The 23,134-nt window shown below is 60.7% G+C and carries 20 protein-coding genes and 2 tRNA genes; 14 read left to right on the forward strand and 8 right to left on the reverse strand.

Annotated elements, in window-relative coordinates; all coding sequences use genetic code 11:
- Nucleotides 1–69 precede the first annotated feature (69 nt).
- Entirely contained in the window at nt 70–459 is a 390-nt protein-coding gene (locus BUA38_RS31330) for an NUDIX hydrolase (RefSeq protein ID WP_083588121.1), read from the forward strand.
- A 79-nt stretch (nt 460–538) separates the two neighbouring features.
- Here BUA38_RS31330 and BUA38_RS31335 read toward each other — a convergent pair whose 3' ends face one another.
- Nucleotides 539–2,227: a Na/Pi cotransporter family protein gene (locus tag BUA38_RS31335; RefSeq protein ID WP_244553339.1), complete on the reverse strand. Its 1,689-nt coding sequence runs from the start codon at nt 2,225–2,227 to the stop codon at nt 539–541.
- A gap of 398 nt (nt 2,228–2,625) precedes the next feature.
- Between BUA38_RS31335 and BUA38_RS31340 the strand changes: the two genes are divergently transcribed.
- Both BUA38_RS31340 and BUA38_RS31345 read left to right on the forward strand, forming a co-directional pair.
- Complete coding sequence (locus BUA38_RS31340; RefSeq protein ID WP_072824130.1) at nt 2,626–3,690, forward strand: extracellular solute-binding protein; 1,065 nt, start codon at nt 2,626–2,628, stop codon at nt 3,688–3,690.
- Between the two features lie 170 nt (nt 3,691–3,860).
- A complete protein-coding gene (locus tag BUA38_RS31345; RefSeq protein ID WP_244553340.1) occupies nt 3,861–4,148 on the forward strand; it encodes a UBP-type zinc finger domain-containing protein in 288 nt (95 codons plus the stop codon).
- A 47-nt stretch (nt 4,149–4,195) separates the two neighbouring features.
- Here the strand turns inward: BUA38_RS31345 and BUA38_RS31350 are convergent, their stop codons facing one another.
- Nucleotides 4,196–4,426, reverse strand: coding sequence for a DUF2798 domain-containing protein (locus tag BUA38_RS31350; RefSeq protein ID WP_072824134.1), 231 nt, complete (start codon nt 4,424–4,426; stop codon nt 4,196–4,198).
- A gap of 304 nt (nt 4,427–4,730) precedes the next feature.
- On the opposite strand from BUA38_RS31350, the gene BUA38_RS31355 reads away from it, so the two are divergent.
- Nucleotides 4,731–5,801 carry a hypothetical protein gene (locus BUA38_RS31355; RefSeq protein ID WP_072824136.1) on the forward strand — a complete coding sequence of 357 codons (1,071 nt, stop codon included), beginning with the start codon at nt 4,731–4,733 and terminating at the stop codon, nt 5,799–5,801.
- Nucleotides 5,802–5,893: 92 nt separating this feature from the next.
- Here BUA38_RS31355 and BUA38_RS31360 read toward each other — a convergent pair whose 3' ends face one another.
- Nucleotides 5,894–6,148, reverse strand: coding sequence for a hypothetical protein (locus tag BUA38_RS31360; protein ID WP_072824138.1), 255 nt, complete (start codon nt 6,146–6,148; stop codon nt 5,894–5,896).
- A 191-nt stretch (nt 6,149–6,339) separates the two neighbouring features.
- Here BUA38_RS31360 and BUA38_RS31365 point away from each other — a divergent pair, with 191 nt between their 5' ends.
- Both BUA38_RS31365 and BUA38_RS31370 read left to right on the forward strand, forming a co-directional pair.
- Nucleotides 6,340–6,570, forward strand: a complete 231-nt coding sequence (locus BUA38_RS31365) for a hypothetical protein (protein ID WP_072824140.1) — start codon at nt 6,340–6,342, stop codon at nt 6,568–6,570.
- A gap of 161 nt (nt 6,571–6,731) precedes the next feature.
- Complete coding sequence (locus BUA38_RS31370) at nt 6,732–7,106, forward strand: hypothetical protein (protein ID WP_072824142.1); 375 nt, start codon at nt 6,732–6,734, stop codon at nt 7,104–7,106.
- Between the two features lie 73 nt (nt 7,107–7,179).
- On the opposite strand, the gene glnA is transcribed toward BUA38_RS31370, so the two are convergent.
- On the reverse strand, nt 7,180–8,589 hold the full coding sequence (gene glnA / locus BUA38_RS31375) for a type I glutamate--ammonia ligase (protein WP_072824144.1): 1,410 nt from the start codon (nt 8,587–8,589) through the stop codon (nt 7,180–7,182).
- 177 nt (nt 8,590–8,766) lie between these two features.
- On the reverse strand, nt 8,767–9,105 hold the full coding sequence (locus BUA38_RS31380; protein WP_072824146.1) for a P-II family nitrogen regulator: 339 nt from the start codon (nt 9,103–9,105) through the stop codon (nt 8,767–8,769).
- A gap of 345 nt (nt 9,106–9,450) precedes the next feature.
- On the opposite strand from BUA38_RS31380, the gene BUA38_RS31385 reads away from it, so the two are divergent.
- Nucleotides 9,451–10,950, forward strand: a complete 1,500-nt coding sequence (locus tag BUA38_RS31385; RefSeq protein ID WP_072824148.1) for a bifunctional ADP-dependent NAD(P)H-hydrate dehydratase/NAD(P)H-hydrate epimerase — start codon at nt 9,451–9,453, stop codon at nt 10,948–10,950.
- A gap of 9 nt (nt 10,951–10,959) precedes the next feature.
- On the opposite strand, the gene BUA38_RS31390 is transcribed toward BUA38_RS31385, so the two are convergent.
- Nucleotides 10,960–12,273: a multicopper oxidase family protein gene (locus tag BUA38_RS31390; protein WP_072824150.1), complete on the reverse strand. Its 1,314-nt coding sequence runs from the start codon at nt 12,271–12,273 to the stop codon at nt 10,960–10,962.
- 125 nt (nt 12,274–12,398) lie between these two features.
- Here BUA38_RS31390 and BUA38_RS31395 point away from each other — a divergent pair.
- The 6 genes from BUA38_RS31395 to BUA38_RS31420 all read left to right on the forward strand — a co-directional run bounded on the left by BUA38_RS31395 (nt 12,399) and on the right by BUA38_RS31420 (nt 19,732).
- Nucleotides 12,399–12,483: transfer RNA gene (locus tag BUA38_RS31395), tRNA-Leu, on the forward strand.
- A gap of 320 nt (nt 12,484–12,803) precedes the next feature.
- Complete coding sequence (gene tig / locus BUA38_RS31400) at nt 12,804–14,165, forward strand: trigger factor (protein WP_072824152.1); 1,362 nt, start codon at nt 12,804–12,806, stop codon at nt 14,163–14,165.
- A gap of 279 nt (nt 14,166–14,444) precedes the next feature.
- Nucleotides 14,445–15,080 carry an ATP-dependent Clp protease proteolytic subunit gene (locus BUA38_RS31405; RefSeq protein WP_072824154.1) on the forward strand — a complete coding sequence of 212 codons (636 nt, stop codon included), beginning with the start codon at nt 14,445–14,447 and terminating at the stop codon, nt 15,078–15,080.
- 437 nt (nt 15,081–15,517) lie between these two features.
- Nucleotides 15,518–16,792: an ATP-dependent Clp protease ATP-binding subunit ClpX gene (gene clpX, locus BUA38_RS31410; protein ID WP_072824156.1), complete on the forward strand. Its 1,275-nt coding sequence runs from the start codon at nt 15,518–15,520 to the stop codon at nt 16,790–16,792.
- 303 nt (nt 16,793–17,095) lie between these two features.
- The gene (lon, locus tag BUA38_RS31415) at nt 17,096–19,525 is read left to right on the forward strand and encodes an endopeptidase La (RefSeq protein WP_072824158.1); all 2,430 of its coding nucleotides are present in this window, start codon (nt 17,096–17,098) and stop codon (nt 19,523–19,525) included.
- Nucleotides 19,526–19,655: 130 nt separating this feature from the next.
- Nucleotides 19,656–19,732 (forward strand) — tRNA-Val (locus BUA38_RS31420).
- Between the two features lie 859 nt (nt 19,733–20,591).
- On the opposite strand, the gene BUA38_RS31430 is transcribed toward BUA38_RS31420, so the two are convergent.
- Nucleotides 20,592–21,383, reverse strand: coding sequence for a cyclase family protein (locus BUA38_RS31430; protein WP_083588123.1), 792 nt, complete (start codon nt 21,381–21,383; stop codon nt 20,592–20,594).
- Nucleotides 21,384–21,680: 297 nt separating this feature from the next.
- Here BUA38_RS31430 and BUA38_RS31435 point away from each other — a divergent pair, with 297 nt between their 5' ends.
- Entirely contained in the window at nt 21,681–21,980 is a 300-nt protein-coding gene (locus BUA38_RS31435) for a hypothetical protein (RefSeq protein ID WP_072824164.1), read from the forward strand.
- Between the two features lie 200 nt (nt 21,981–22,180).
- Here the strand turns inward: BUA38_RS31435 and BUA38_RS31440 are convergent, their stop codons facing one another.
- The gene (locus BUA38_RS31440; protein ID WP_172806122.1) at nt 22,181–23,035 is read right to left on the reverse strand and encodes a transporter; all 855 of its coding nucleotides are present in this window, start codon (nt 23,033–23,035) and stop codon (nt 22,181–22,183) included.
- Nucleotides 23,036–23,134 lie beyond the last annotated feature (99 nt).

Raw genomic sequence — 23,134 nt, forward strand, 5'->3', positions numbered from 1 at the left:
ATCAAAGTATTTGCGACAATTGCAGCCGTCATGATAGTGGCGTCGCGGAAGAAGTGGTCCCCGATAGACATGGCGAAGTCTGCAAAGCTATTGGCAATCAAGAGAGGAAAGGTGCTCCTGGTCCGACGCAAACGCGACCGACTATGGATGTTTCCAGGTGGACGAAAGCGCGCACGCGAGAACGAGAAGGACTGCCTGCGAAGGGAGATCAGTGAGGAGCTTCCTAAACTCAAACTCGGGAAGCTCGCGCTTTGGGAAGAGGCCAAGGTCAAGAATCGTTTCTCCGGAAGGAGGATGAGCGATGCAATCTTCATTGCGAAGAAGGCGTCTGGCAATCTGACGATTGGCGACAAGAAAGAGATTGACAGAGCCGCATGGCGCAAACCTCGCGGGTTGCGGCTTACGCCAACGTCGCGTTACATCAGGGACAAAGTCTTTCCTAAGCGCAAGCGCGAATAGCGCACATCAGCGCCTAGATATATCCTCAACCGCATTCCAGATGACGGGCAACATCGTCCTCCGGCGCGTGCCGGAGCGGCTAACCTGCCGAGGCGGCATCTTTGTCATCGGTTGAGCTTTCGTCCGGCTCTACTACGCGGAGACGGCTCGGCTGCAAGGCACCTGCGCGCTCCAGTACCGGATAGGCGACCGAGCATATATGCGAGTGGATGCGTTTCAGGTCGCGCAGCACGTCGAGATGTAGTGAGCTCGATTCGATGCTCTCGGGACGACGCTCGCGCAGTCGCTCCAAGTGGCTTTCGGCGGCCGCCAGCTCTGCCGTGCGCAATGTCGCCTTCTCCGCGATCAACTGACGGGCGATCTTCACATCGCCGGACATGAAGACGCTGAACGCAAGCTTAAGATTGCCTATGACCTCCTGGTGGAAGGCCTCCAGCTCCGCGGCGCCCTGTTTGGAGAAGGCGAGCTTTCGTTTGATCTTCTTCTGGGCCAGTTCCATTAGATTCTTGTCGATGATATCGCCGATATGCTCCAGGTTGATGGAGAACGCGATGATCTCCATCGCGCGGTGACCGTCCCGTTCATCCAGGCTTTCGCGCGTGAGCCGCGTCACGTAGAGCTTCACGGCCTCGTCGAGTTTATCGACGGCGTTGTCCATCCGGCTGACCTCAGCAACGAGGCGGCGGTCATCGGTCATCAGGGCTGTCATGCCTTGAAGCAGCATGCTCTCGACGATGTCACCCAGATGAAGCACCTCGCGTTCTGCGCAGGCGAGCGCGACCGACGGCGTGCCGAGGGCCGCCTCATCAAGATAGAGAGGTGCCGTGGGATTGTTGGGTTTCGCGCGTTCAGGCAGGAACCGGGTCAAGAGCGAAGCCAGCCAAGCCAATGGGAGGATGAAGACGATTGCCAGCACGAGGTTAAATGCCGTGTGGAAGTCCGCGGTCATGCGCGATGCGTTCGGCTCGAACCGACTGAGCGCATCAGCGATTGGATGCAGGAACGGTAACGCCAGAGCGCACCCGACCATGCGATTGAGGAGGTTGCCGAGCGGCAAACGATAGCTGGCCGGGTTGCTGCTGTTACTACCTTCAATGACAGGGTTGATGGCGCTACCGAGATTTGCGCCAAGTGTCAGGGCGAGTGCTGCCACTGGCGTAATAAAGCCCGAGTAAGCCAGCGACATGATCAACAACACGACCGTGACGCTCGAATGGGCGACCCAGGTCAGCACGGCGGCCATCAATACGCAAAGGAAGGAATCACCGGTGATCGCGGCGAGGAGCGTGCGAACCGCCGGCGCTTCCTCCGCCGGCGCCAGCGTGTCGAGCAAGATGTGCAGCGACAAGAGCATCAACCCGATGCCGATCGCGACGCGGCCGAGATCGCGCGTGCGGGTCTGACCACCTCGCTTGAATGCGATAACCCCAACAAGGAACAGCAACGGTGCCACGGCCGTGACGTTGAAGGAGAGAGCTTGCACGATCAGTGTCGTGCCGACATTCGCGCCCAGCATGATGGCGAGCGCTGGAGCAAGATCGACGGCGCCGCCGGTGACGAACGAAGCGGTCATCAGCCCGGTCGCTGTGCTGCTTTGCAGGAGAGCCGTCACGATGATGCCGGCGAGGAAGGCCAGAAAGCGGTTGCGCAGCGCGGTCCCGAGGATGCGCCGCAAATCGGATCCGAAGGCTCGGACGATGCCACTATGGACCATGTGCAGCCCCCACAGCAGTAGCGCGACGCCGCCGAGGAGGTCGAGGAGGATCATGCTGCTCAACGTTTCCTCCTTTCGTCCCAAATCTCGGTATGGGAGCGGACTCGGTCTCTTCAACCGATTAAGGCCGTCTACCCATAAAATGATCATACCCGCCTGGTTCCGAAAAGCGACGCAAAAGCAGATATGAAAATATAGACGCGATGGGTCAATCGGTTGGGGGATTTCGCATTTGGCTCGTCATAGCCCGGGCTGTCCCAGCCATCCACGTCTTGGTTTTGCAAGGTAGGGAGACGTGGATGCGTTGGACAAGCCCGCGCATGACGAGGGGAGAGATCACGCAATGTGCGCGGCCCATTGGCCCAAAGCGGTAGTGCCCTGCCGCGCGAGGTTGGCTAACATGGCAGTCCATAACCAATAAAAACAGCGGCATGCCGTGGGGAGAGACGCTCATGGGTAAACGGCACTGGTCGCGGCGCGAGGTGCTTGGGGCTTCGGCCGGAGTTGCGGCTGGAATGGCTTTTGCCGAGCCTGCCAAAGCCGCGGCGGCTCCGTCTGCCGTCACGCCGGAGCTGATCGAGGCGGCGAAGAAGGAGGGCAAGGTCTCCTATTACGCAGCCATCCAGCTCGAAGTGGCCGAAAATCTGGGAAAGATGTTCGAGGCCAAATATCCGGGCATATCGGTGCGCGTTGAACGTTCCGGCGCCGAGCGGATTTTTCAGCGCATCGCCCAGGAGCAGGGCAGCGGAATCCACGCGGTCGATGTCGCCAATTCGACCGATGTTTCGCATTATCTCGAATGGAAGAAGAACGGCTGGCTGGCGTCATACCTTCCAGAAGAGGTCGCGAAGAATTTTCCGGCCGATCAAGTCGACGGCGAGGGGATGTATGCGACCGCGTGCGCCTGGCTGGAAGTGATCGGCTACAACACGAATTTGGTGAAGCCGGAGGATGCGCCGAAGAGCTATGCGGACCTGCTCGATCCGAAGTGGCAGGGCAAGATCGTCAAGGGTCATCCGAGTTACTCGGGCGCCATCCTGACCACGACCTTCGTGCTCTCGCGCGAGTTCGGCTGGTCGTATCTGGAAAAATTGGCCAAACAGAAGGTGATGCAGGTGCAATCGGCGGGCGATCCGCCGATCAAGATCATGCTCGGCGAGCGCGCGGTGATGGCTGACGGCAACGACTACAATCTCGTGCTGTTCAAGGACCAGGGCAAGCCGGTTGAAGTCGTGTATCCCGCCGAGGGCTCGCCCCTGATCATCGTGCCTTCAGGCGTATTCAAGGAGGCGCCCAATCCGAACGCGGCGCGGCTGTTCCAGAGCTTTTTCTTCAGCACTGAGGCCCAGCAGATGCTGGTCGATAAATTCGCCCATCGCTCTTTTCACGCCGAAGTGAAGCCGAGGGCAGGGCAGAAGCCGATGTCGGAAGTGAAGATGCTGAAATCCGATCCGGTCCAGGTGCAGGCGCAAAGCGAAGAGATCAAGGCGCGTTACGCCAAGCTGTTTCGGGTTTGAGCGCGTCGTAACTGCGGGCGCAGAGCTAGCGGTCAAGCGGTACGACACGTGGCAGCAAATGTCGTGTACACTTCCGTGATGTGAGATCCGTCGGAGAGGCGCCCATGAAGTCTGAAAGGGACGGTATCAACCCGGCAGTCAAGCCAAGTGGAACAGGTTGCGTTGATTGCATGGCTTCCGGGCGATGGTGGTTCCACCTTCGAAGATGCGCCGCATGCGGGTACATCGGCTGCTGTGATAGCTCACCAAATCAGCATGCATCGAAACACTATGCCGCTACGGGTCATCCGGTTATCACGAGCTTCGAGCCGGGCGAGCATTGGTTTTACGACTATCGTACAGAACAACCCTTTGCCGGCCCCAAGCTTCATCCCCCTCATGCGCATCCGCCGGAGCAGCCGGTGCCCGGACCGGCCGGAGCGGTGCCTTCGAATTGGCAAACGCTCATTCGGGGATGAACGCGCGTCAGGTATGGCTTTCCAGCTTCAGGTGGATGACTTTGTCGCTAGTCGTCGCGTGTCATGGCCAGCGCCAACGACCTGATCGCGGGCGCCGCCAGCACAACCACCGGCAACATGGCCGCCCAGGCAATCAACCAGGAAGTTGCCCAGTTCTGCAAAAAATTGCCGCGTGCCAGTGAAGGAAAACTGGCGATGCCGGCGGCAATCAGCGACGTCAGTCCGGACTGGATGACGCCGAAAACGAAATGGCTGTAGCGACGGGGAATGCGGAGCATGGGAGGGTCCTTGCTGATCTTTTGCAAGGCCGCTGCAAGGCGTGTGCCGAAGCTCGATGCAGCCTTCTGATCGGTGACTGGTGCTCGCAATGTATTGTGCGTCGCGGGACATTGCCATCAACATATTTTGTGCGTCGCGGCAGTGCGCGCCGATCAAATGATCTTGGTCACTCGCTCCGCGCCAGCCTCTTGTACTCAGCGAAGTCCAGTTGCTAAAGGGGACCGGCCGCTACGCAACGGCCAGGCAGCACGTCGCGCCGATGGGCCACGTGTCCGCAACGGGAAACGCAAAAGGAAAAACAAAATGCCCGCCTACAACATTCTCCTCCTCGGCGCGTCATATGGATCGCTGCTCGCCTCCAAACTGCTGTTCGGCGGCCATTCGATTCACCTCGTGTGCCTCCCGGCCGAAGCCGAATTGATCAATGCGGAAGGCTTCAAGGTCATTCTGCCCGTTCGTAACCGCAGGGATCCCGTGCTGCTGGAGTCCCGCAAGCTGCCGGGCAAGGTGACGGCGGGCCCCGCGACCGGCGTCGATCCCTCGAAATACGATTTGGTTGGGCTGTGCATGCAGGAGCCGCAATACCGGTCCGACGGCGTACGTCAGCTGCTGGATGCCGTCGGCAAGTCGGGTGTGCCCTGCATGTCGATCATGAACATGCCGCCGCTGCCCTATATCAAGCGGATTCCCGGTCTCGACTACAAGGCACTGGAGGCGGCCTACACCGACGCGCGTGTCTGGGACTCGGTCAGCCCGCACAAGATCACGCTGAACAGCCCCGATCCGCAAGCCATCCGTCCGCCGGACGGCAAGGCCAACGAGCTGCTGGTCACGCTGCCGACCAACTTCAAATGCGCGAAATTCGAGGACGACAAGGATACGCAGATCATTCGCAACCTCGAAAAGGACGTCGATGCCGCGCGCTTCAAGATCGCGGGCGACGAGATCGAACTGCCGGTCAAGTTGAAGGCCTATGACTCGATCTGGGTCCCGCTGGCGAAATGGTCGATGCTGCTGGCGGGCAACTATCGCTGCATCACCAAGGACGGCATGCGGACGGCGCAGGAAGCGGTGCATTCCAACATCGAGGAATCGCGTTCGGTCTACAACTTCGTGTTCGATCTGTGCGTGAAGTTGGGGGCCAATCCGGCCGATCTGGTTCCGTTCGAGAAATACGCTGCCGCCGCGCAAAGCCTGTCGCGTCCGGCTTCCGCTGCGCGCGCATTGCAGAACGGCGCGCCGAACATCGAACGCGCCGACAAGCTGGTGCAGCTCATTGCCCTTCAGAAGGGCTTGAGGCATCCGGCGATCGATGCCCAGGTGGCCCTCGTCGACGAGCGCCTCGCGGCCAACCGGAAAGCAGCGAAGGCCTGAAAAACGCGCTCGCCGATCGGACGGGTTAACCGTCATGGCCAAAGAAGAAGGGCCCCGCTGGATGCGGGGCCTTTCTTGTTGAGACTGGCGGACTAGTCGTTGTCCCAACGATGTTCGCGGATCACGACACTGCGGTCATAGTCGCGATCACGGTAGTCGCGCCGATAGAAGCCGTGCCGGAATTCGCGGTCACGCTCATGAAGGCGGAAGCGGGGGCCGTCATAGCGATCACCATAATATCCACGGTCGGCGCCGACGCCGACATAGATGTCCTGGGCATTCGCAAGCGTCGGAACACCAGCCGCAATCGCGGCCGCGGCCGCCAAAGCATAAACGAGCTTTCTCATCATTTTCTCCTCCGTTTAACGAGGAGACAACAAGCGCCGCTGCGCGAGGTTGCCGGAACTGGCGAGGAACTTTCTTGAACGCCTATTCACCATGCTGGCTTTGCTTTGAAAGCGGAGAGGCAGAAGCGTGAAATAGCGGGAACGATCGGCACCGAACCACGTTGGACGTGTTTCCGATTGGGAGCACTTCCATGCGCACGTTGACGGTCGCTCTTGGTTTGGCGGTATTACTCGGCGCAAACGGGAGCGCGCCGGCGCAGCATATAGGAACGAAGCAGGAGCAGAGCGCATGCTCGCGCGATGCATCGCGCTTCTGCCGCAAGGATCTCGGCGATGACAACGCCGTTCAGCAATGCCTTCAGGGCAAGCGCGCCAGTCTGAGTTCGTCGTGCAGGAAAGTCTTCGAAAGCCACGGAATGTGAACGCGCCGCGCCGCGGGAGCGCCGGCGGCTCAGAATCTTTGCGAAAATACACCAAAACTGAAAGAGAATGAGGCGGAAGGCGTCGCAAGCGTTAGCCCTTGACCTGACACGTGCCCCGCGGGAAAAATCGGCAAGGGGCAGGCTGCCGTTCAGAGGCTGGCATGAAACGTTTCGACGCGATTGTGATGTTCGTGAGCCTTTGGCTGCTCGCGTCGATGGTGGTTGACGTCCTGACGCCGCCAGAACTGACGGTCTACGCCATCGGCATGGCGCTGGCGCCGGCAACGCTGATATCAGCGCTGCTCTACTGGCTGGGCGTGCCGAGGATCGACTTTGCGGTATGCTTCTCGGTGCTTTGGATGGTCTCGGGGATGGTGCTTGAGCTGATCTCGCCGCAGCCGTTGTCGCCGTACATGATCATCGTTGTGGTGCTGCCAACGGTGGCCGTCGGGATCGTGATCAATTTCCAGCGCTGGCGGCGCGCGTTTGCAGCCGTCGTGCCGGAGACGAAGCCGACCGATCCGCGCGTTTCCTAAAAAAGTTTCGTGCCGGTCAAATAAAAAGGGGCGCTTGCGCGCCCCTTTTGTCTTGCGGGTTCGTCCGCGAGCTTTACTGCGAGTAATACATGTCGAATTCGACCGGGTGCGGGGTCATTTCGAAACGCTCGACCTCGGTCATCTTCAGCGCGATATAGGCGTCGATGAAATCGTCATCGAACACGCCCCCGTTCTTGAGGAACGCGCGACCCTTGTCGAGATTTTCCAGCGCCTCGCGCAACGAGCCGCACACCGTCGGAATCGCCTTCAGCTCTTCCTTCGGCAGATCGTAGAGGTCCTTGTCCATCGCCGGACCCGGATCGATCTTGTTCTTGATGCCGTCGAGGCCCGCCATCAGCATCGCGGCAAAGCCGAGATACGGATTGGCCATCGGATCGGGGAAGCGCACCTCGACGCGCTTGGCCTTCGGGTTCGACGTATAGGGGATGCGGCAGGAGGCCGAGCGGTTGCGCGCGGAGTAGGCGAGCAGCACGGGCGCTTCATAGCCCGGCACCAGGCGCTTGTAGGAGTTGGTCGACGGGTTGGTGAAGGCGTTGATCGCCTTCGCATGCTTGATGATGCCGCCGATATAGTGGAGGCAGGTCTCGGAGAGGTCGGCGTACTTGTTGCCGGCGAAGACGGGCTTGCCGTCCTTCCAGATCGACTGGTGGACGTGCATGCCCGAACCATTGTCTCCGTAGATCGGTTTCGGCATGAAGGTGGCGGTCTTGCCATAGATGTGCGCGACCTGGTGAATGCAGTATTTGTAGACCTGCATCTGGTCGGCCATCAGCGTCAGCGTGTCGAATTTCATGCCGAGCTCGTGCTGGGCGGAAGCGACTTCGTGATGATGCTTCTCGACCTTGACGCCCATCTTGGCCATCGCGCCGAGCATTTCCGAGCGCATGTCCTGCACCGAGTCCTGCGGCGGAACGGGGAAGTAGCCGGCCTTGGTGCGGATGCGGTGGCCGAGATTGCCGCCTTCATATTCGGTGTCGGAGTTGGTCGGGAATTCCGAGGAGTCGAGCTTGAAGCCGGTGTTGTAGGGCAGCGCGGAGAAGCGGACGTCGTCGAACACGAAGAACTCGGCCTCGGGGCCGACGAACACGGTGTCGCCAACGCCCATCGACTTGACCATGGCTTCCGCCTTCTTGGCGATGCCGCGGGGATCGCGGTTGTAGGGCTCGCCCGTGGTCGGCTCCAGCACGTCGCAGGTGATGACCATCGTGGTCTCCGCGAAGAACGGATCGATCGTGGCGGTGACCGGATCGGGCATCAGGCACATGTCGGATTCATTGATCGCCTTCCAGCCGGCGATCGAGGAGCCGTCGAACATCTGGCCCTCGGTAAAGGTGTCCTCTTCGATCATTGTGATGTCGAAGGTAACGTGCTGCCACTTGCCGCGCGGGTCGGTAAAGCGCAGGTCCACGTATTTGACGTCGTTGTCCTTGATCGACTTGAGGACGTCCTTGGCGGTCTTCATGAATCCCCCTTTGACTGGTGTTGGTTTGGGGCCGCAGGAAGCGCAGCGCCCGGCAATAAGGTCAATACAGTCGGGGGATGCTCAAGACAATATCAGACTGGCAGGATAACTGCCGCTAGAAGCGGCATCCAGCCGAAGGGTCGTCTTGTAGAATTCGCCTCTCCAGGCGAAGGATATTTAGATCGCGTCGAGCCCGGATTCGCCGGTCCGGATGCGGATGGCCTCCTCGATATTGGACACGAAAATCTTGCCGTCGCCGATCCGCCCGGTCTGCGCGGCGCGCCGGATCGCATCGATGGCGCGCTCGACGAGCTCGTCGGAAATGACGATCTCGATCTTCACCTTGGGCAGGAAGTCGACGATGTACTCCGCGCCCCGGTACAGCTCGGCATGGCCCTTTTGACGCCCGAAACCCTTGGCTTCGGTGACCGTGATACCCTGGAGTCCAACTTCCTGGAGCGCTTCTTTAACCTCGTCCAGCTTGAACGGCTTGATGATGGCTTCGATTTTCTTCACAGGTTGCCTCCCGGCACTTTCATGGTCTCAAGGACGTTCAGGTTTGTTGTCGCGGATTGCGCGAAATGAGTGGATCTCGTGGCCGAATGCGGGCTTGGTAGTTGCCTGCCTAGGCCGTCGATCTGAAACTGACCCCACGAAAGCAGGGTCTATGCCAGATCGTTAAGACGCTAGATTTTTTAATTTTATCAGCTCTTTAGTGGGCGCCGAACGGCCGCCGGCGAGATTCGTCCAATCATAGGGCAGATGTAAAAATAGGCAAATAGGTCAAACGATGTGCATACGGTCATGGGTGGCCGCGCGCGAAATGCCTTCGGAAGAGGCGTTTCTGTCAGGGGATTGGGCATGGAAGTTCTGACGACCACCGAGATGGAGCGCGCCGACCGGCTCGCGATCGCGGCGGGCACGCCGGGGTTCTCGCTGATGCTGAGTGCGGGACAGGCGGTCGCATCGGTGGCGATGGACCTCGTCGAGGAGGGGCCGATCCTGGTGATCGCCGGGCCCGGCAATAACGGCGGCGACGGCTTTGTCGCGGCGGCCGAGCTTGCCGCGCGCGGCCGGGATGTTTCCGTCATTCTGTTGTGCGAGCGCGACAGCTTGCAGCGCGATGCGGCGTCGGCCGCTCGAGGCTGGAAATATCCGGTGCTGCCGTTCAACCCCCAGGCCATCGGCAAGCCGGCGCTGATCATCGACGCGCTGTTTGGCGCCGGTCTTGACCGCCCGGTGAAGGGCGAACCGCTCGACATGATCGAGGCGATCAATGCCAACGGCGCGCCAGTGCTGGCCGTCGATCTGCCGAGCGGCATCAACGGCACGACGGGCGCCGTCATGGGCACGGCGGTAAAGGCGCTGGAAACCGTCACCTTCTTTCGCCGCAAGCCCGCGCATCTGTTGTTGCCGGGACGCCGGCATTGCGGCCGCGTACGTGTCGCCGATATCGGCATCGATGCGGCGGTCCTCGCCGAGATCGGGCCCAGGACATTCGAGAACGTGCCGTCCTCGTGGAAAGGCTTTTATCCGGTCCCGACCATCGACGGTCACAAATATAGCCGCGGCCATGTTGTGGTCGTCTCGGGCGGGATCGCCGCAACTGGTGCGGCGCGTCTGTCGGCGCGCGGCGCGTTGCGCGCAGGCGCGGGCCTGGTCACGCTGGCCTCGCCGCGCGATGCGCTCGCGGTGAATGCCTCGGCGTTGACCGCCGTGATGGTTAGCCAGATCGACACGGTCGTCGAGTTCGCCGAACTTCTCAACGAGAAACGCCTCAACGGCTATGTGATCGGGCCAGGCGCGGGCGTCGGCGAACGGACAAGAGATTTTGTGCTGACGGCGCTCGCGGCAAAACGTTCGATCGTGCTGGACGCGGATGCGTTGACGAGTTTTGCAGGCAGGCCTGAGCAGTTGTTCGAGGCGATCAAGCGCGCGCACGACCCACAAGTGGTCTTGACGCCGCATGAAGGCGAGTTTCCGCGACTGTTCAGCGATCTCAGCAACAAGTATCCGCTGCGCTCGAAACTCGAGCGCGTGAGAGACGCGGCCGAACGCTCCGGAGCGGTGGTGCTGTTGAAAGGGCCGGACACCACGGTGGCTTCGCCTGATGGCCGCGCGACCATTGCCGCCAACGCGCCGCCGTGGCTGGCGACGGCCGGCGCCGGCGATGTGCTGTCGGGCATGATCGCGGGGCTGTTGGGGCAGGGCGTGCCGGCGTTCGAAGCGGCGTCGATCGCGGTGTGGATGCACGGCGAAGCCGCGCGCGAGGCAGGGCCCGGACTGATCGCCGAAGATTTGCCTGAGACCTTGCCGGCGGTGACGCGTCGTCTCTATGACGAGTTCGGTGTCGCGTATTAATTCTCAGATTTAGTCGACGCTGTACCAGCGCAGCAGTCTTGGCGCGCTCCAGCGCGCCTCGACCGCTTCGAGCAGCCAGCGCCCGGCGTATTCGGCGGCGAACGCGACACGCTGTGTTTGTCCGGCGTCGATGGCAATCGTGTCGAGCCAGAACGGCTTCCAGCCATCGTCGAGCCGGTCGAGGTGCCGGAAATGATGGCCGTGCAGATGAAAGGTGGACGTCGTCGGCGCGCGGTTGGTCAGCGACAGCACCACCGCGCGGCCGGCTTTGGCTCGGAACGCCGGCGCTGCGGTGGCCGTGAACGTCATCGGCGGCAACCAGTCCTTTGCGTCACCACCGAAAGCAAGATCGACGCGCAGCGCGCTTTTCAGATCAAGCTTCGTTGGCAGGCCGTTCGACGGCAAGGCGCCCGGCATCGGAAGCGCCTCAGAGCGGATCGGCGCTTCGCCTGACATAATCAGTTGCGCGATCGGCTGCGCCGCTTCGCCATCATGCATCAGGATCGGCGTGGCGCCGGTGTTCGGCGTGATATCGACAAACACATCGGCCCGGCCGCCGGGCGCCAGCGCAAACGCGCCGTTGCGCGCCAGAAACGGTTCGGCGGGCTGACCATCGAGCGCCATGATCGTCACATTGTGATGCTCGATCTTCAGGGCGACCACATTGCGTGGCAGGGCATTGATGAATCGGAGCCGCAATCGTTCGCGGGCGCGCACTGAAAGGTCGTGCGTTCGCTGCCCATTGACGGTGTAAACCGGCGTGGTGCCGTCGGCATCAAGACCGGGCGCGAGCGCCGAGCCGTCCGGCTTCAGCCGCCAGCCTTCGATCAGAACGACTTCGTCGCGATCGGCCGTGACCGGTTCGTTTTCGGCGACGATCAGCGGCAACGCGCGCATGGCCCGCGCTGCGCCGTCGCCAAGCAAGGCCGCGTCACACAGATAGGTTCCGGCATGGCGCAGCTGAAGCTGAAATCCGTCGCTGCCCGACGATTTCAGGATCGGGCGCGCCAGCAGCGGTTCGGCTGACGCAGCGCCGTCGATCCCGCGCCAGTTGAGCGCGACCGGCGCCGGCAGATCGTTGGCACATGTGATCTCCGCACGATCGCCGCGCTTGAAACGAAGCGCCTGATGGCCCAGCGACCAGATCGGCGTGGCCGGCTGTCCGTCTTTCAAATCCAGGAAATCGGGTTTGCAACGGAGCGCCGGCGGCTGTTGCGCGCAGGCCGTGCCATCCGTGCCCAGGACGACCGCGGTCGCCAATCCCGCCGCCACCGCGCGCCGGTTCGGCCGGAAGAAAAAGTGATCGGACCTGGACCCTGACATGGCGGTTGATGCGGACCATTTTCCGCACAATATGTCCAGCGTCGACGTCGTTTGTCGTGTCAGGACAGCGCATGTTATAAGCGCGCCGCCCGCGGTGTCGCGGCCCTATTTGATGCTTTCTCTTTGCGGGCGTGGCGGAATTGGTAGACGCGCTGGATTTAGGTTCCAGTGACGAAAGTTGTGGGGGTTCGAGTCCCTCCGCCCGCACCAGCGCTCCCGGCATCCGAGGACGCGCATCGCCCGCGCCAAGTCTCCCACGTGCCATTCGGATTTGACCGCTTTTACCCCATTCCTTCTCGGGAACTGTTGATCTCGTTCCGTCATTGGGCTACGAGCGTCAGCCTGTTGCCTATGGGCCGCCGGTCGCCCGGTGCCTTTGCGACCCCGACGCGAGGGTCGACGGAATAAGGCAAGAATTTCAAAGGGTTTTGGAGACCGCCGAAACCAGTAGCGCAAGGCGTGAGGCCGTGCGCCATCCACAACAAGCCGTCCGGTTGTCGCCGGACCTCAATTTGAGAAGATTTAGAGCCATGCAGGTCAAGGAAACGGTCGCCGAAGGATTGAAGCACGAGTTTCAGATCAGCGTTCCCGCGGCTGATCTCGATGCCAAGGCCGACGCTCGTCTGGTGGAACTCAAGGACAAGGTCCGCCTCAACGGCTTCCGTCCCGGCAAGGTGCCGGTTGCGCATCTGAAAAAGGTCTACGGCCGCTCGGTGATGGCGGAAGCCATTGACCAGACGATCCGCGACGCCAATTCGCAGCTCTTCACCGAGCGCGGTTTCCGCCTGGCGACCGAACCCAAGATCACGATGCCGACGGAAGAAAAAGAGGTCGAGGAACTGCTCGCGGGCAAGTCCGATCTCACCTACACCGTTGCGATCGAGGTCGTGCCGTCGATTACGCTTGCCGACTTCAAGAGCTTCAAGGTCGAGAAGCCGGTCGCCGATGTGACCGACACCGAGGTCGATGACGCCGTCAAGCGCATCGCCGACCAGAATCGCGCTTATGCTGCGAAGGGCGAGGGTGCCAAGGCCGCCAGCGGCGACCGCGTCACGGTTTCGTTCAAGGGCACCATCGACGGCGTCGCGTTCGAAGGCGGATCAGCCGAGAACATCCCGGTGGTCACCGGCTCCAACAGCTTCATTCCCGGCTTCGAGGATCAACTGACGGGTATTGCATCAGGCGAAACCCGCACGCTGAAGGTCACGTTCCCGGCCAACTACGGCAACACGGAACTCGCCGGCAAGGCTGCCGAGTTCGAAACCACCGCCTCTCAGATCGAAGCGCCGCAGGATGTTGCGATCGATGACGAGTTCGCCAAGACGCTTGGCCTGGAATCGCTCGACAAGCTGAAGGACGCTGCGCGGGAGCGGATTGCCGCCGAATTCGCCGGCGCCACGCGCCAGCGCGTCAAGCGCATCCTGCTCGACCGCCTCGACGAGACCCATCGTTTCGAAGCGCCGCCGTCGCTCGTCGACCAGGAGTTCGAGTTGATGTGGAACTCGGTCAAGTCGGAAATGGAAGCTGGCGGCAAGACCTTTGCCGATGAAAACACGACGGAAGAGGCGGCGAAGGAAGAATACCGCAAGATCGCGGACCGCCGCGTTCGGCTAGGCCTGGTGCTCTCCGAGATCGGCGAAAAGAACAAGATCACTGTTACCGATGACGAAGTTGGCCGCGCGGTGATCGAACGTGCGCGCCAGATGCCGGGCCGCGAAAAGGAGGTCTGGGACTTCTATCGCAACAACGCCAATGCGCTCGCCCAGCTTCGCGCACCGATCTATGAAGACAAGGTCGTCGACTTCATCCTCGAGCTTGCCAACGTGACCGAGAAGAAGGTTTCGCGTGAAGAGCTTTACAAGGACGATGAAGCCGAGAAGAACGCCGCTTAACTGCTTGTAAGTGCTGCGTTAACGTTGAGGCGCAAAAGGCCTTCAAGAGGTTGGCTGGCGGCTGTTCCTCGCCGCCAGAATCAGCTTCAACTGCTTCGGCTGAGCTTCTCAGTTACCGGCCGTGTGGCCGGGGAAAATATGGGCTTGTGGCGGGAGAACAGAAGCCTATCTGTGAACCTGTCCAAGCCACGTCCTGCATCACGAAACGCCCAACCCGCCGATTTGAATTCATATCGTCCGTTCGGTGGATGTTCGTTTCTGCCAACCTTTGGGTGACTAATGCGCGATCCCGTTGAAACCTACATGAACCTCGTGCCGATGGTGGTCGAGCAGACCAACCGTGGCGAGCGGGCCTACGACATCTTCTCGCGCCTTCTCAAAGAACGGATCATCTTCGTCACTGGCCCGGTTGAAGACGGCATGTCGACGCTGACCGTGGCGCAGCTCCTGTTCCTCGAGGCCGAGAATCCGAAGAAGGAAATCTCGATGTACATCAACTCGCCGGGTGGCGTGGTGACCTCGGGGCTCGCGATCTACGACACGATGCAATTCATCCGTCCGCCGGTCTCGACGCTGTGCACGGGCCAGGCTGCCTCGATGGGCTCGCTGCTGCTTGCCGCCGGCGAAAAGGACATGCGTTTCTCGCTGCCCAATTCGCGCATCATGGTGCATCAGCCTTCCGGCGGATTTCAGGGCCAGGCCACCGACATCATGCTGCACGCCCAGGAAATCCTGAACCTGAAGAAGCGGCTCAACGAAATCTACGTCAAGCACACCGGCCAGACCTACAAAGCGATCGAGGACGCGCTGGAGCGCGACAAGTTCCTCACCGCCGACGACGCCAAGGCGTTCGGTCTGGTCGACAAGGTGATCGACAAGCGCGCCGAGGATCCTGCCGCCCTAAAGGCAACCTGATCCGGCTTATTTCGTTCAACTTGCGTTAACGGTTGCTGGCTGTCCGGAAATGGTCCCGAAGCGGTCCTTTTTGGCCCCGTTTGGGGCGAAAGTTCCGCTTTCGTCCCGGCCGTTCGGCGTGACAATCGCGCAACGTTTCGCCGATTTCGGCCGTTAACTCATGGGTGGATGTGCAAATCACGGTATTGTCACGGATATCCAGCGACCCGCCGATTAGCGAATTCTTGATAGTCGGGTGCGAGCATGGTTGGCTAGGTCGCTCAGGGTATGCTTGCATGGGATTCGAGTTTGCTGCGATTCTAGCAGCGTCTTGGGAATAGGGTCTTTTTTGGTACGAATTTTGCTCTATCTACGATTTTTGGACTTTCAAAAGTCGAGGCCGGCAACGTCCGGAATGAGGGCGAGCGTGCTGGATCGAACTGCGGACGGAGATAGGAATGAGTAAGGTTGGCGCCAGCGACTCGAAGAACACGCTGTATTGCTCGTTCTGCGGCAAGAGCCAGCACGAAGTTCGCAAGCTGATCGCCGGTCCCACCGTCTTCATCTGCGACGAATGCGTCGAGCTTTGCATGGACATCATTCGCGAGGAAAACAAATCCTCGCTGGTGAAGTCGCGCGACGGGATTCCGACGCCGAAGGAAATCTGCAAGGTGCTGGACGACTACGTGATCGGCCAGAGCCATGCCAAGAAGGTGCTCTCGGTCGCCGTCCACAATCACTACAAGCGCCTCAATCATCAGACCAAGCACAATGACGTTGAGCTGGCGAAGTCGAACATCCTGCTGATCGGTCCGACCGGTTCGGGCAAGACGCTGCTCGCGCAGACGCTCGCCCGCATTCTCGACGTGCCCTTCACGATGGCCGATGCGACGACGCTGACCGAAGCCGGGTATGTCGGCGAGGACGTCGAGAACATCATCCTGAAGCTGTTGCAGTCGGCCGACTACAATGTCGAGCGGGCCCAGCGCGGCATCGTCTACATCGACGAAATCGACAAGATCAGCCGGAAGTCCGACAATCCCTCGATCACCCGCGATGTGTCGGGCGAGGGCGTGCAGCAGGCGCTGTTGAAGATCATGGAAGGAACCGTGGCTTCGGTTCCCCCGCAGGGCGGCCGCAAGCATCCGCAGCAGGAATTCCTTCAGGTCGACACCACCAACATCCTGTTCATCTGCGGCGGCGCTTTCTCGGGCCTCGAGAAGATCATCTCGGCGCGCGGCCGTTCGACCTCGATCGGTTTCGGCGCGCAGGTGCTGGCGCCGGAAGATCGGCGGACCGGCGAGATCTTCCGCCACGTCGAACCTGAAGATCTGCTGAAATACGGCTTGATCCCCGAATTCGTCGGCCGTCTACCGGTCGTCGCCACGCTTGAGGACCTGGACGAGGCTTCGCTGAAGAAGATCCTCACCGATCCGAAGAACGCGCTGGTCAAGCAGTATCAGCGGCTGTTCGAGATGGAGAATATCGAGCTGACTTTCGCCGACGAGGCGCTTGGCGCGGTCGCCCGCAAGGCGATCGAACGCAAGACCGGCGCGCGTGGCCTGCGTTCCATTCTCGAGAGCATCCTGCTCGAGACGATGTTCGACCTTCCGGGCCTTGAGGGTGTGGAAGAAGTCGTGATCTCGCGCGAAGTTGTGGAAGGAACGGCGCGTCCGCTCTACATCTACGCCGATCGTTCCGACCGCGCGGTCGAGAGCAGCGCCAGCGCCTGAGGTTTTGGGCCATTTTACTGGCGTATTTGACGCGGCTGCCGAGCCTTTCGGCGGCCGCCTGAGCTCAACCTGAGTGCCGCGTTCAGCCCTGCGGGACAGGGCTTTCCTGCGACTTGACACCCCTGCCACCGATAGCCACCTAATGTCATTGGCGGCGTGAAATCAGCTCAAAGATTCGCTCCGACAGGAAACCGGAACAGACGGCTTTGTGGGCCTTAACCTCTTCCGGAATATCTGGCACCTTGTTGCCGTTGCGCATGATGCGGATGGCGTGCAAGGGGGCACAACAAAAGGATAAAGGCCATGACCACCCCTAAACCCCGGCCATCTATCGTTCACGGCGAAAGCCACGCCTATCCCGTGCTGCCGCTGCGCGACATCGTCGTTTTCCCGCACATGATCGTGCCGCTGTTCGTCGGCCGCGAGAAGTCGATCCGCGCGCTTGAAGAGGTGATGAAGAACGATGCGCTGATCATGCTGGCGACGCAGAAGAATGCGTCCGACGATGATCCGGCGCCCGACGCGATCTACGAGACCGGTACGCTTGCAAGCGTCCTCCAGCTCCTGAAATTGCCTGACGGCACCGTCAAGGTTCTGGTCGAGGGCCTCGAACGCGCGCGCGTCGAGAAATATACCGATCGCACCGAGTACTACGAAGCGACTGCGGTTGCGCTCGCCGATACAGATGCGACCTCCGTCGAAGCGGAAGCGCTTGCGCGTTCGGTGGTGTCGGATTTCGAGAGCTACGTGAAGCTCAACAAGAAGATTTCCGCCGAGGTCGTCGGCGTCGTGCAGGCGATCACCGATTTCGCCAAGCTCGGCGATACCGTGGCTTCGCATCTGGCCGTGAAGATCGCCGACCGTCAGGCGATCCTGGAGACGCTGTCGGTGACCGCGCGGCTCGAGAAGGTGCTCGGCCTGATGGAGAGCGAGATCTCCGTGCTCCAGGTCGAGAAGCGCATCCGCTCGCGCGTCAAGCGCCAGATGGAGAAGACCCAGCGCGAGTACTATCTCAACGAGCAGATGAAGGCGATTCAGAAGGAACTCGGCGATGACGAGGGCCGGGACGAACTCGCCGATCTCGAAGAGAAGATCAACAAGACCAAGCTTTCCAAGGAAGCGCGGGAAAAGGCGCAACACGAACTGAAGAAGCTGCGTCAGATGTCGCCGATGTCCGCGGAAGCGACCGTCGTGCGCAACTACCTCGACTGGCTGCTGTCGATTCCGTGGAACAAGAAGTCGAAGGTCAAGAAGGACCTCGTGGCCGCACAAGAGGTGCTGGACAGCGATCACTATGGGCTTGAGAAGGTCAAGGACCGCATCGTCGAGTACCTCGCCGTGCAGTCGCGCGCCAACAAGTTGACCGGACCGATCCTGTGCCTCGTCGGGCCTCCCGGCGTCGGCAAGACCTCGCTTGGCAAGTCGATCGCGAAAGCCACGGGGCGCGAGTTCGTTCGCGTGTCGCTCGGCGGCGTGCGGGATGAGGCCGAAATCCGCGGCCACCGGCGGACCTATATCGGGTCGATGCCGGGCAAGATTATCCAGTCGATGCGCAAGGCGAAGACCTCGAACCCGCTGTTCCTGCTCGACGAGATCGACAAGATGGGCGCCGACTTCCGTGGCGATCCGTCGTCGGCCTTGCTCGAGGTGCTGGACCCTGAGCAGAACTCGACGTTCAACGACCACTATCTGGAAGTCGATTACGACCTCTCCAACGTGATGTTCATCACGACCGCGAATACGCTCAATATTCCCGGTCCCCTGATGGACCGCATGGAGATCATCCGGATCGCCGGCTACACCGAGAACGAGAAGGTCGAGATCGCGCGCAAGCATCTGATCCCGACCGCGATCTCCAAGCACGGTCTGGATACCAAGGAATGGTCGATCGACGACGACGCGTTGCTCTTGATGATCCGCCGCTACACCCGCGAAGCGGGCGTGCGTAATCTCGAGCGTGAGCTTTCGACACTCGCCCGCAAGGCGGTGAAGGAGCTGATGATCTCGAAGAAGAAGTCGGTCAAGATCACCGAGAAGACGCTCGAGGAGTTCCTCGGTGTGCCGAAGTATCGTTACGGCGAGATCGACGAGGACGATCAGGTCGGCATCGTTACGGGCCTTGCCTGGACCGATGTCGGCGGCGAGTTGCTCACGATCGAAGGCGTCATGATGCCCGGCAAGGGCAAGATGACGGTCACGGGCAATCTGCGCGACGTGATGAAGGAGTCGATTTCGGCGGCGGCATCGTTTGTCCGTTCGCGGGCCGTCGGCTTCGGCATCGAGCCGCCGTTGTTCGACAGGCGCGACATCCACGTTCACGTGCCGGAGGGGGCGACCCCGAAGGACGGACCGTCGGCGGGTGTTGCGATGGCGACCGCCATCATCTCTGTGATGACGGGGATTCCGGTCCGGCACGATGTCGCCATGACCGGCGAGATCACGCTGCGGGGCAGGGTGCTTCCGATCGGTGGTCTGAAGGAGAAGCTGTTGGCGGCCGCGCGTGGCGGCATCAAGACGGTGCTGATCCCGGAAGACAACGCCAAGGATCTCACGGAGATTTCCGATGCGATCAAGGGCGGGATGAACATCATCCCGGTCGCTCGCCTCGACGAAGTCGTCTCCAAGGCTCTGGTGCGGACGCCCGTGCCGATCGTCTGGGAGGAAGACTCCGCCAAGGTGCCGGTAACGCCGGACGCGGGCGACGAAGCCTCCGGTGGTCTGACCGCCCACTAGGTCGTTAAGTCGTTAAGCAGATCAATGAAAACGGCGCCTTTTTAGGCGCCGTTTTTTTGCCTGGGCGTGGGAAGTGCGACCGTATCGGACCTTGCGCTGAGAGGGGCCGCGAGGCTAAACACCCTCCAATGGGCGGCTAGCTCAGCTGGTTAGAGCATCTCGTTTACACCGAGAGGGTCTGCGGTTCGAATCCGTAGCCGCCCACCATTTTTTCAAGTGCCCGGCATTTTGGTGCAGTCGCTTCTCCGGACCTGATCGACTTGCGACCCCGCAACGAGCCGGCCCCCGGCGCCACCGGCCCCTTCAGGCCGCAGTTAACTCCCCGCGATCCGATTGTCTTTCATCCTAATGGGAAGATTTGCTGTTTGCAAAAGGTGGAAGAAGGCCGCGCCGGTAAAAGCGCGGGCTGCGGAGGAGATTTAAACAGAGGATTTTCAATATACTAAAAGTTGCTGCCACGCTTTCGGTCGTCAGCTTCATGGTGCTGGCGTGTCCAATGCCCGGTCGGAGCGCTCCGCTGATGCCGAGCCCATTGGTTGCAAAGTCTTCGACCGAGAACGCCAATAAGGTTGAGGTCCGCTACCGCTGGGGAAGGTGGCATTGGGGCCATTATATTGAAGGCTACTCTCCCGCTGAATACGCCTATGAACTTGACGCGGCATCGAACGTCTACGGACTCTTTCCGTATCCGCGCTACTACGCGGGCCACTACAATCCATATTGGCATCGCGATTACGCGCCATACCATTACGGCTGGTAACTCCTTAACGCCGAAGAGATTGCCAACGTCGTTGCAGCCGTCATGCGCGCGACGCCAGGCGTCAACGATCATGTCGGCGCTCCTTACCTGATTGAGTTGAATAGCCCCGACATCGTTCGGGGCTTTTTCATGCGAACAGCTCGAAAGCGAAGCGACGTCGTCCGATTGTTCGCGCTCTGACTCCATTATGTTCTCAAAGAACGAATCGGAATCGAGCAAATCAGCGCGGCGCAATTCCTAACAAATCGTAGTCGATCAATTCGTTGCGCTTCGATCTGCGCGGTGACGTCTCACGCAAGTGTTTTGTCACGGCAGGATCGCGAACGCGCGCGCCGGAAAGCCGAGGCCTTCACGCACCTTCGGCCAGGTCACGACAATCAGCGCGTCCCTTGGCGGCACCTTGTCCAGATTGGCCATAACTTCGATCTGATAGTGGCCGTGCGTGAGGATGTAGGTTTCCGAATCCATCTTGTCGGTGGTGTCGGTATCCATGGCTTCGTGACCGGTCGCCACAACGCCGCGCTCTTCGTAGAGGAACTTGATGGTCTCGAAGGCCCAGGCCGGGAACGGCGCGCGTTTGAACCGCTCGGGATCCTTGTCCCAATCCTTGTACATGTCGGTACGCAGCGCGACGAACGATCCCTTCGGCACTTTCCCGTGTCGGGTTTCCCACGCCTTGAGGTCAGCGACCGAAAACGCGTGGGTCTCGTCTCGTTTCTGATACGGCGTGTTGTCGAGCACGATCAGCGGCAGGATCATCTGCTTGAGCGGGATCTTGTCCATGGTGATGCCGCCTTCCGCGAAATGCGCCGGTGGATCGACATGCGTGCCGTATTGCCCGACCATGTCGTAGGTGGTCGTGCGGAAGCCGTCTTCCTTGAAGGTGTAGGGTCTTCTGGTTTTCGGATCGGAGGCCGGCGTGAAACTGGCCTGGCCGAATCCCGACCACACCGGTGTGGTCGGTCCGAAGCTGTGCGTGAGATCGACGAACTCCTTGCCGGCGATGATGCGGTAGGCTGACGCGAGGTCGCCGCCGGCGCCGGCCGGGGCGGCTGAAAGCAGGGCGAGCGCCAGCACGATCGAAGCCCGGAAATGCAAGTGGCCCTCCTCGAAGGATTGCACTGCGGATAACGGCGCCGATTATATCCGCATCGGCTAGTGTCCCGATTCCGAAGTTCGTACTATTTTTCGGAGCCACGTTTCGAACTTCGGAATCGAAAGGACACTAGCAAACCCATTGATCTAGTGTGGCTTTGGCTCCGAAGTCCGCATGGCGAGTTCGCGGCAAAAATGATGCGGACTTCTGATCCGCCACACTAGGGTTGGCGCTGCCATCCCGCGCTGAAGGCGCGTCAGCCTCAGCACCCGCTGAGCGACCCGCCTACCATCTCCGTGATGTTGGCTGAACCGCCATCCGAGGTGGGGACCGACGGCGGGCAGACAGTGGAAGAGGAGGCCGCATGGCTTGCCGCCGCAGCAGTGGAAGTTGCCGACTGGGTCGAGGTGTTCGGTGTCTCGCCTGGCAGCTGTAACGGCACCTGGGACGTGTTCGACGAAGACGCGCTGATGCTCGACGCGCCCGCGCGGTCTGATGTAGCCGCGGATGCGCCGAAGCCGGCTGAGGAGCCCGAAGGCAACGGCTGTGTCGGCACGCTGAGCGGATCGGAACCGGTTCCGGTCGTGGATGCGGTCTGAGCCTGGGCCGTCGCGATGCCCAAAATCATGATCGCGATCAGAGGAAATGGTCGCATCGCTCTTCTCCTGCAGTGGTCCCCGAGCCTCCGTCCGAGACAACGCTCGACTGGCGAAAAAGAGCAGATGAAGTTTCAGGAAAGTGCGCGGGTGGAACCGCGGTGCGCTTCGCGGACCGGGCAAAAGCGAGCGCGCATTAACGCTCAGAACCGGGCCGATATGCCGGTGTAGACCTGAGCCTTGGGCGCCGCGCTGTTGAGGCCAAGATTGAGGCCGACGTCGAGAATGACGTGCTGGCTCAGGCGAAAATTCATGCCGAAGTCGAGCGTATAGACCGGCGCCGTGGCCGGATCGGTTCCGACGGACGAATAGAGTTCGACCATGGCGTTGATGCCGTCGGCTCCGGGCACGGCATGGCTGACGCTGACGAGGTTGACGAAATTGGCGTAGCGGTTGTTGCCAACAGCGCTTTTCAGGTCGTCGACTTCCGTCATCAGGGTGATGATGAAATCGTTGGGCCGAAGCGCAAGCGGCGCGATCAGGCCGCCCTCGACCGCGCCGTTGCTGATAAGCGGGTTGGATGAGGACGGCAGCTTGACGTAGGGAATCAAGGCAAATCCCATCGGGCCGCTGTCGTTGCCGAACAGGTTGATCTTGCTCCGCAGGAAAACGTCGCCAAATCCGGTCGCGTTCAGGAAATTGAACGGCGACGTTCCGTCAAACGATTCCGTGTATTGCAGCCCGTTGAACTGGACCTCGAGATCCATCCAGTTGGTCAGGCCAAGTTTCAGGGTTGGGTCGAGCGTCTGAAAGCTGCGCGTCGTGCCATTTGAATTTGAAATCGTGGTATTGGCGAGGTCGGTTTCGATCTCGAAGTGTCCGGCGTCGATCGTGCGAACCGAGAAACCCTTGGTTGGCCGGTCGGGCGCAAATTTTCGCAGCAGGTCTTCGGGCGTCGGATCGAAAAGCGTGTAGCCGCTCTTGTCGAGATCATCCGCCTTGCCCCGCGAGGGGATCAGCGTGATCAGGAATGCGATGGCCACCAGCCGGACGATCATTGTTTCAACTTTCGGTGCGGCGGTCACGGTGCGAGAGGTGTTGCGTTCCATCGGTACAAGCGGGGTGCAAGCTCGGTGCCAGCCTCGATGTCACAGCAC

Source organism: Bradyrhizobium erythrophlei (assembly GCF_900142985.1).
GTDB lineage: Bacteria > Pseudomonadota > Alphaproteobacteria > Rhizobiales > Xanthobacteraceae > Bradyrhizobium > Bradyrhizobium erythrophlei_B.

Excerpts from the sequence above, each read along its gene's own strand:
- BUA38_RS31330 (WP_083588121.1), top strand. The coding sequence starts at position 70 with ATGGCGAAGTCTGCAAAGCTATTGGCAATCAAGAGAGGAAAGGTGCTC.
- BUA38_RS31335 (WP_244553339.1), bottom strand. The coding sequence starts at position 2,227 with ATGATCCTCCTCGACCTCCTCGGCGGCGTCGCGCTACTGCTGTGGGGG.
- BUA38_RS31340 (WP_072824130.1), top strand. The coding sequence starts at position 2,626 with ATGGGTAAACGGCACTGGTCGCGGCGCGAGGTGCTTGGGGCTTCGGCC.
- BUA38_RS31345 (WP_244553340.1), top strand. The coding sequence starts at position 3,861 with ATGGCTTCCGGGCGATGGTGGTTCCACCTTCGAAGATGCGCCGCATGC.
- BUA38_RS31350 (WP_072824134.1), bottom strand. The coding sequence starts at position 4,426 with ATGCTCCGCATTCCCCGTCGCTACAGCCATTTCGTTTTCGGCGTCATC.
- BUA38_RS31355 (WP_072824136.1), top strand. The coding sequence starts at position 4,731 with ATGCCCGCCTACAACATTCTCCTCCTCGGCGCGTCATATGGATCGCTG.
- BUA38_RS31360 (WP_072824138.1), bottom strand. The coding sequence starts at position 6,148 with ATGAGAAAGCTCGTTTATGCTTTGGCGGCCGCGGCCGCGATTGCGGCT.
- BUA38_RS31365 (WP_072824140.1), top strand. The coding sequence starts at position 6,340 with ATGCGCACGTTGACGGTCGCTCTTGGTTTGGCGGTATTACTCGGCGCA.
- BUA38_RS31370 (WP_072824142.1), top strand. The coding sequence starts at position 6,732 with ATGAAACGTTTCGACGCGATTGTGATGTTCGTGAGCCTTTGGCTGCTC.
- glnA (WP_072824144.1), bottom strand. The coding sequence starts at position 8,589 with ATGAAGACCGCCAAGGACGTCCTCAAGTCGATCAAGGACAACGACGTC.
- BUA38_RS31385 (WP_072824148.1), top strand. The coding sequence starts at position 9,451 with ATGGAAGTTCTGACGACCACCGAGATGGAGCGCGCCGACCGGCTCGCG.
- BUA38_RS31390 (WP_072824150.1), bottom strand. The coding sequence starts at position 12,273 with ATGTCAGGGTCCAGGTCCGATCACTTTTTCTTCCGGCCGAACCGGCGC.
- tig (WP_072824152.1), top strand. The coding sequence starts at position 12,804 with ATGCAGGTCAAGGAAACGGTCGCCGAAGGATTGAAGCACGAGTTTCAG.
- BUA38_RS31405 (WP_072824154.1), top strand. The coding sequence starts at position 14,445 with ATGCGCGATCCCGTTGAAACCTACATGAACCTCGTGCCGATGGTGGTC.
- clpX (WP_072824156.1), top strand. The coding sequence starts at position 15,518 with ATGAGTAAGGTTGGCGCCAGCGACTCGAAGAACACGCTGTATTGCTCG.
- lon (WP_072824158.1), top strand. The coding sequence starts at position 17,096 with ATGACCACCCCTAAACCCCGGCCATCTATCGTTCACGGCGAAAGCCAC.
- BUA38_RS31435 (WP_072824164.1), top strand. The coding sequence starts at position 21,681 with ATGTTGGCTGAACCGCCATCCGAGGTGGGGACCGACGGCGGGCAGACA.
- BUA38_RS31440 (WP_172806122.1), bottom strand. The coding sequence starts at position 23,035 with ATGATCGTCCGGCTGGTGGCCATCGCATTCCTGATCACGCTGATCCCC.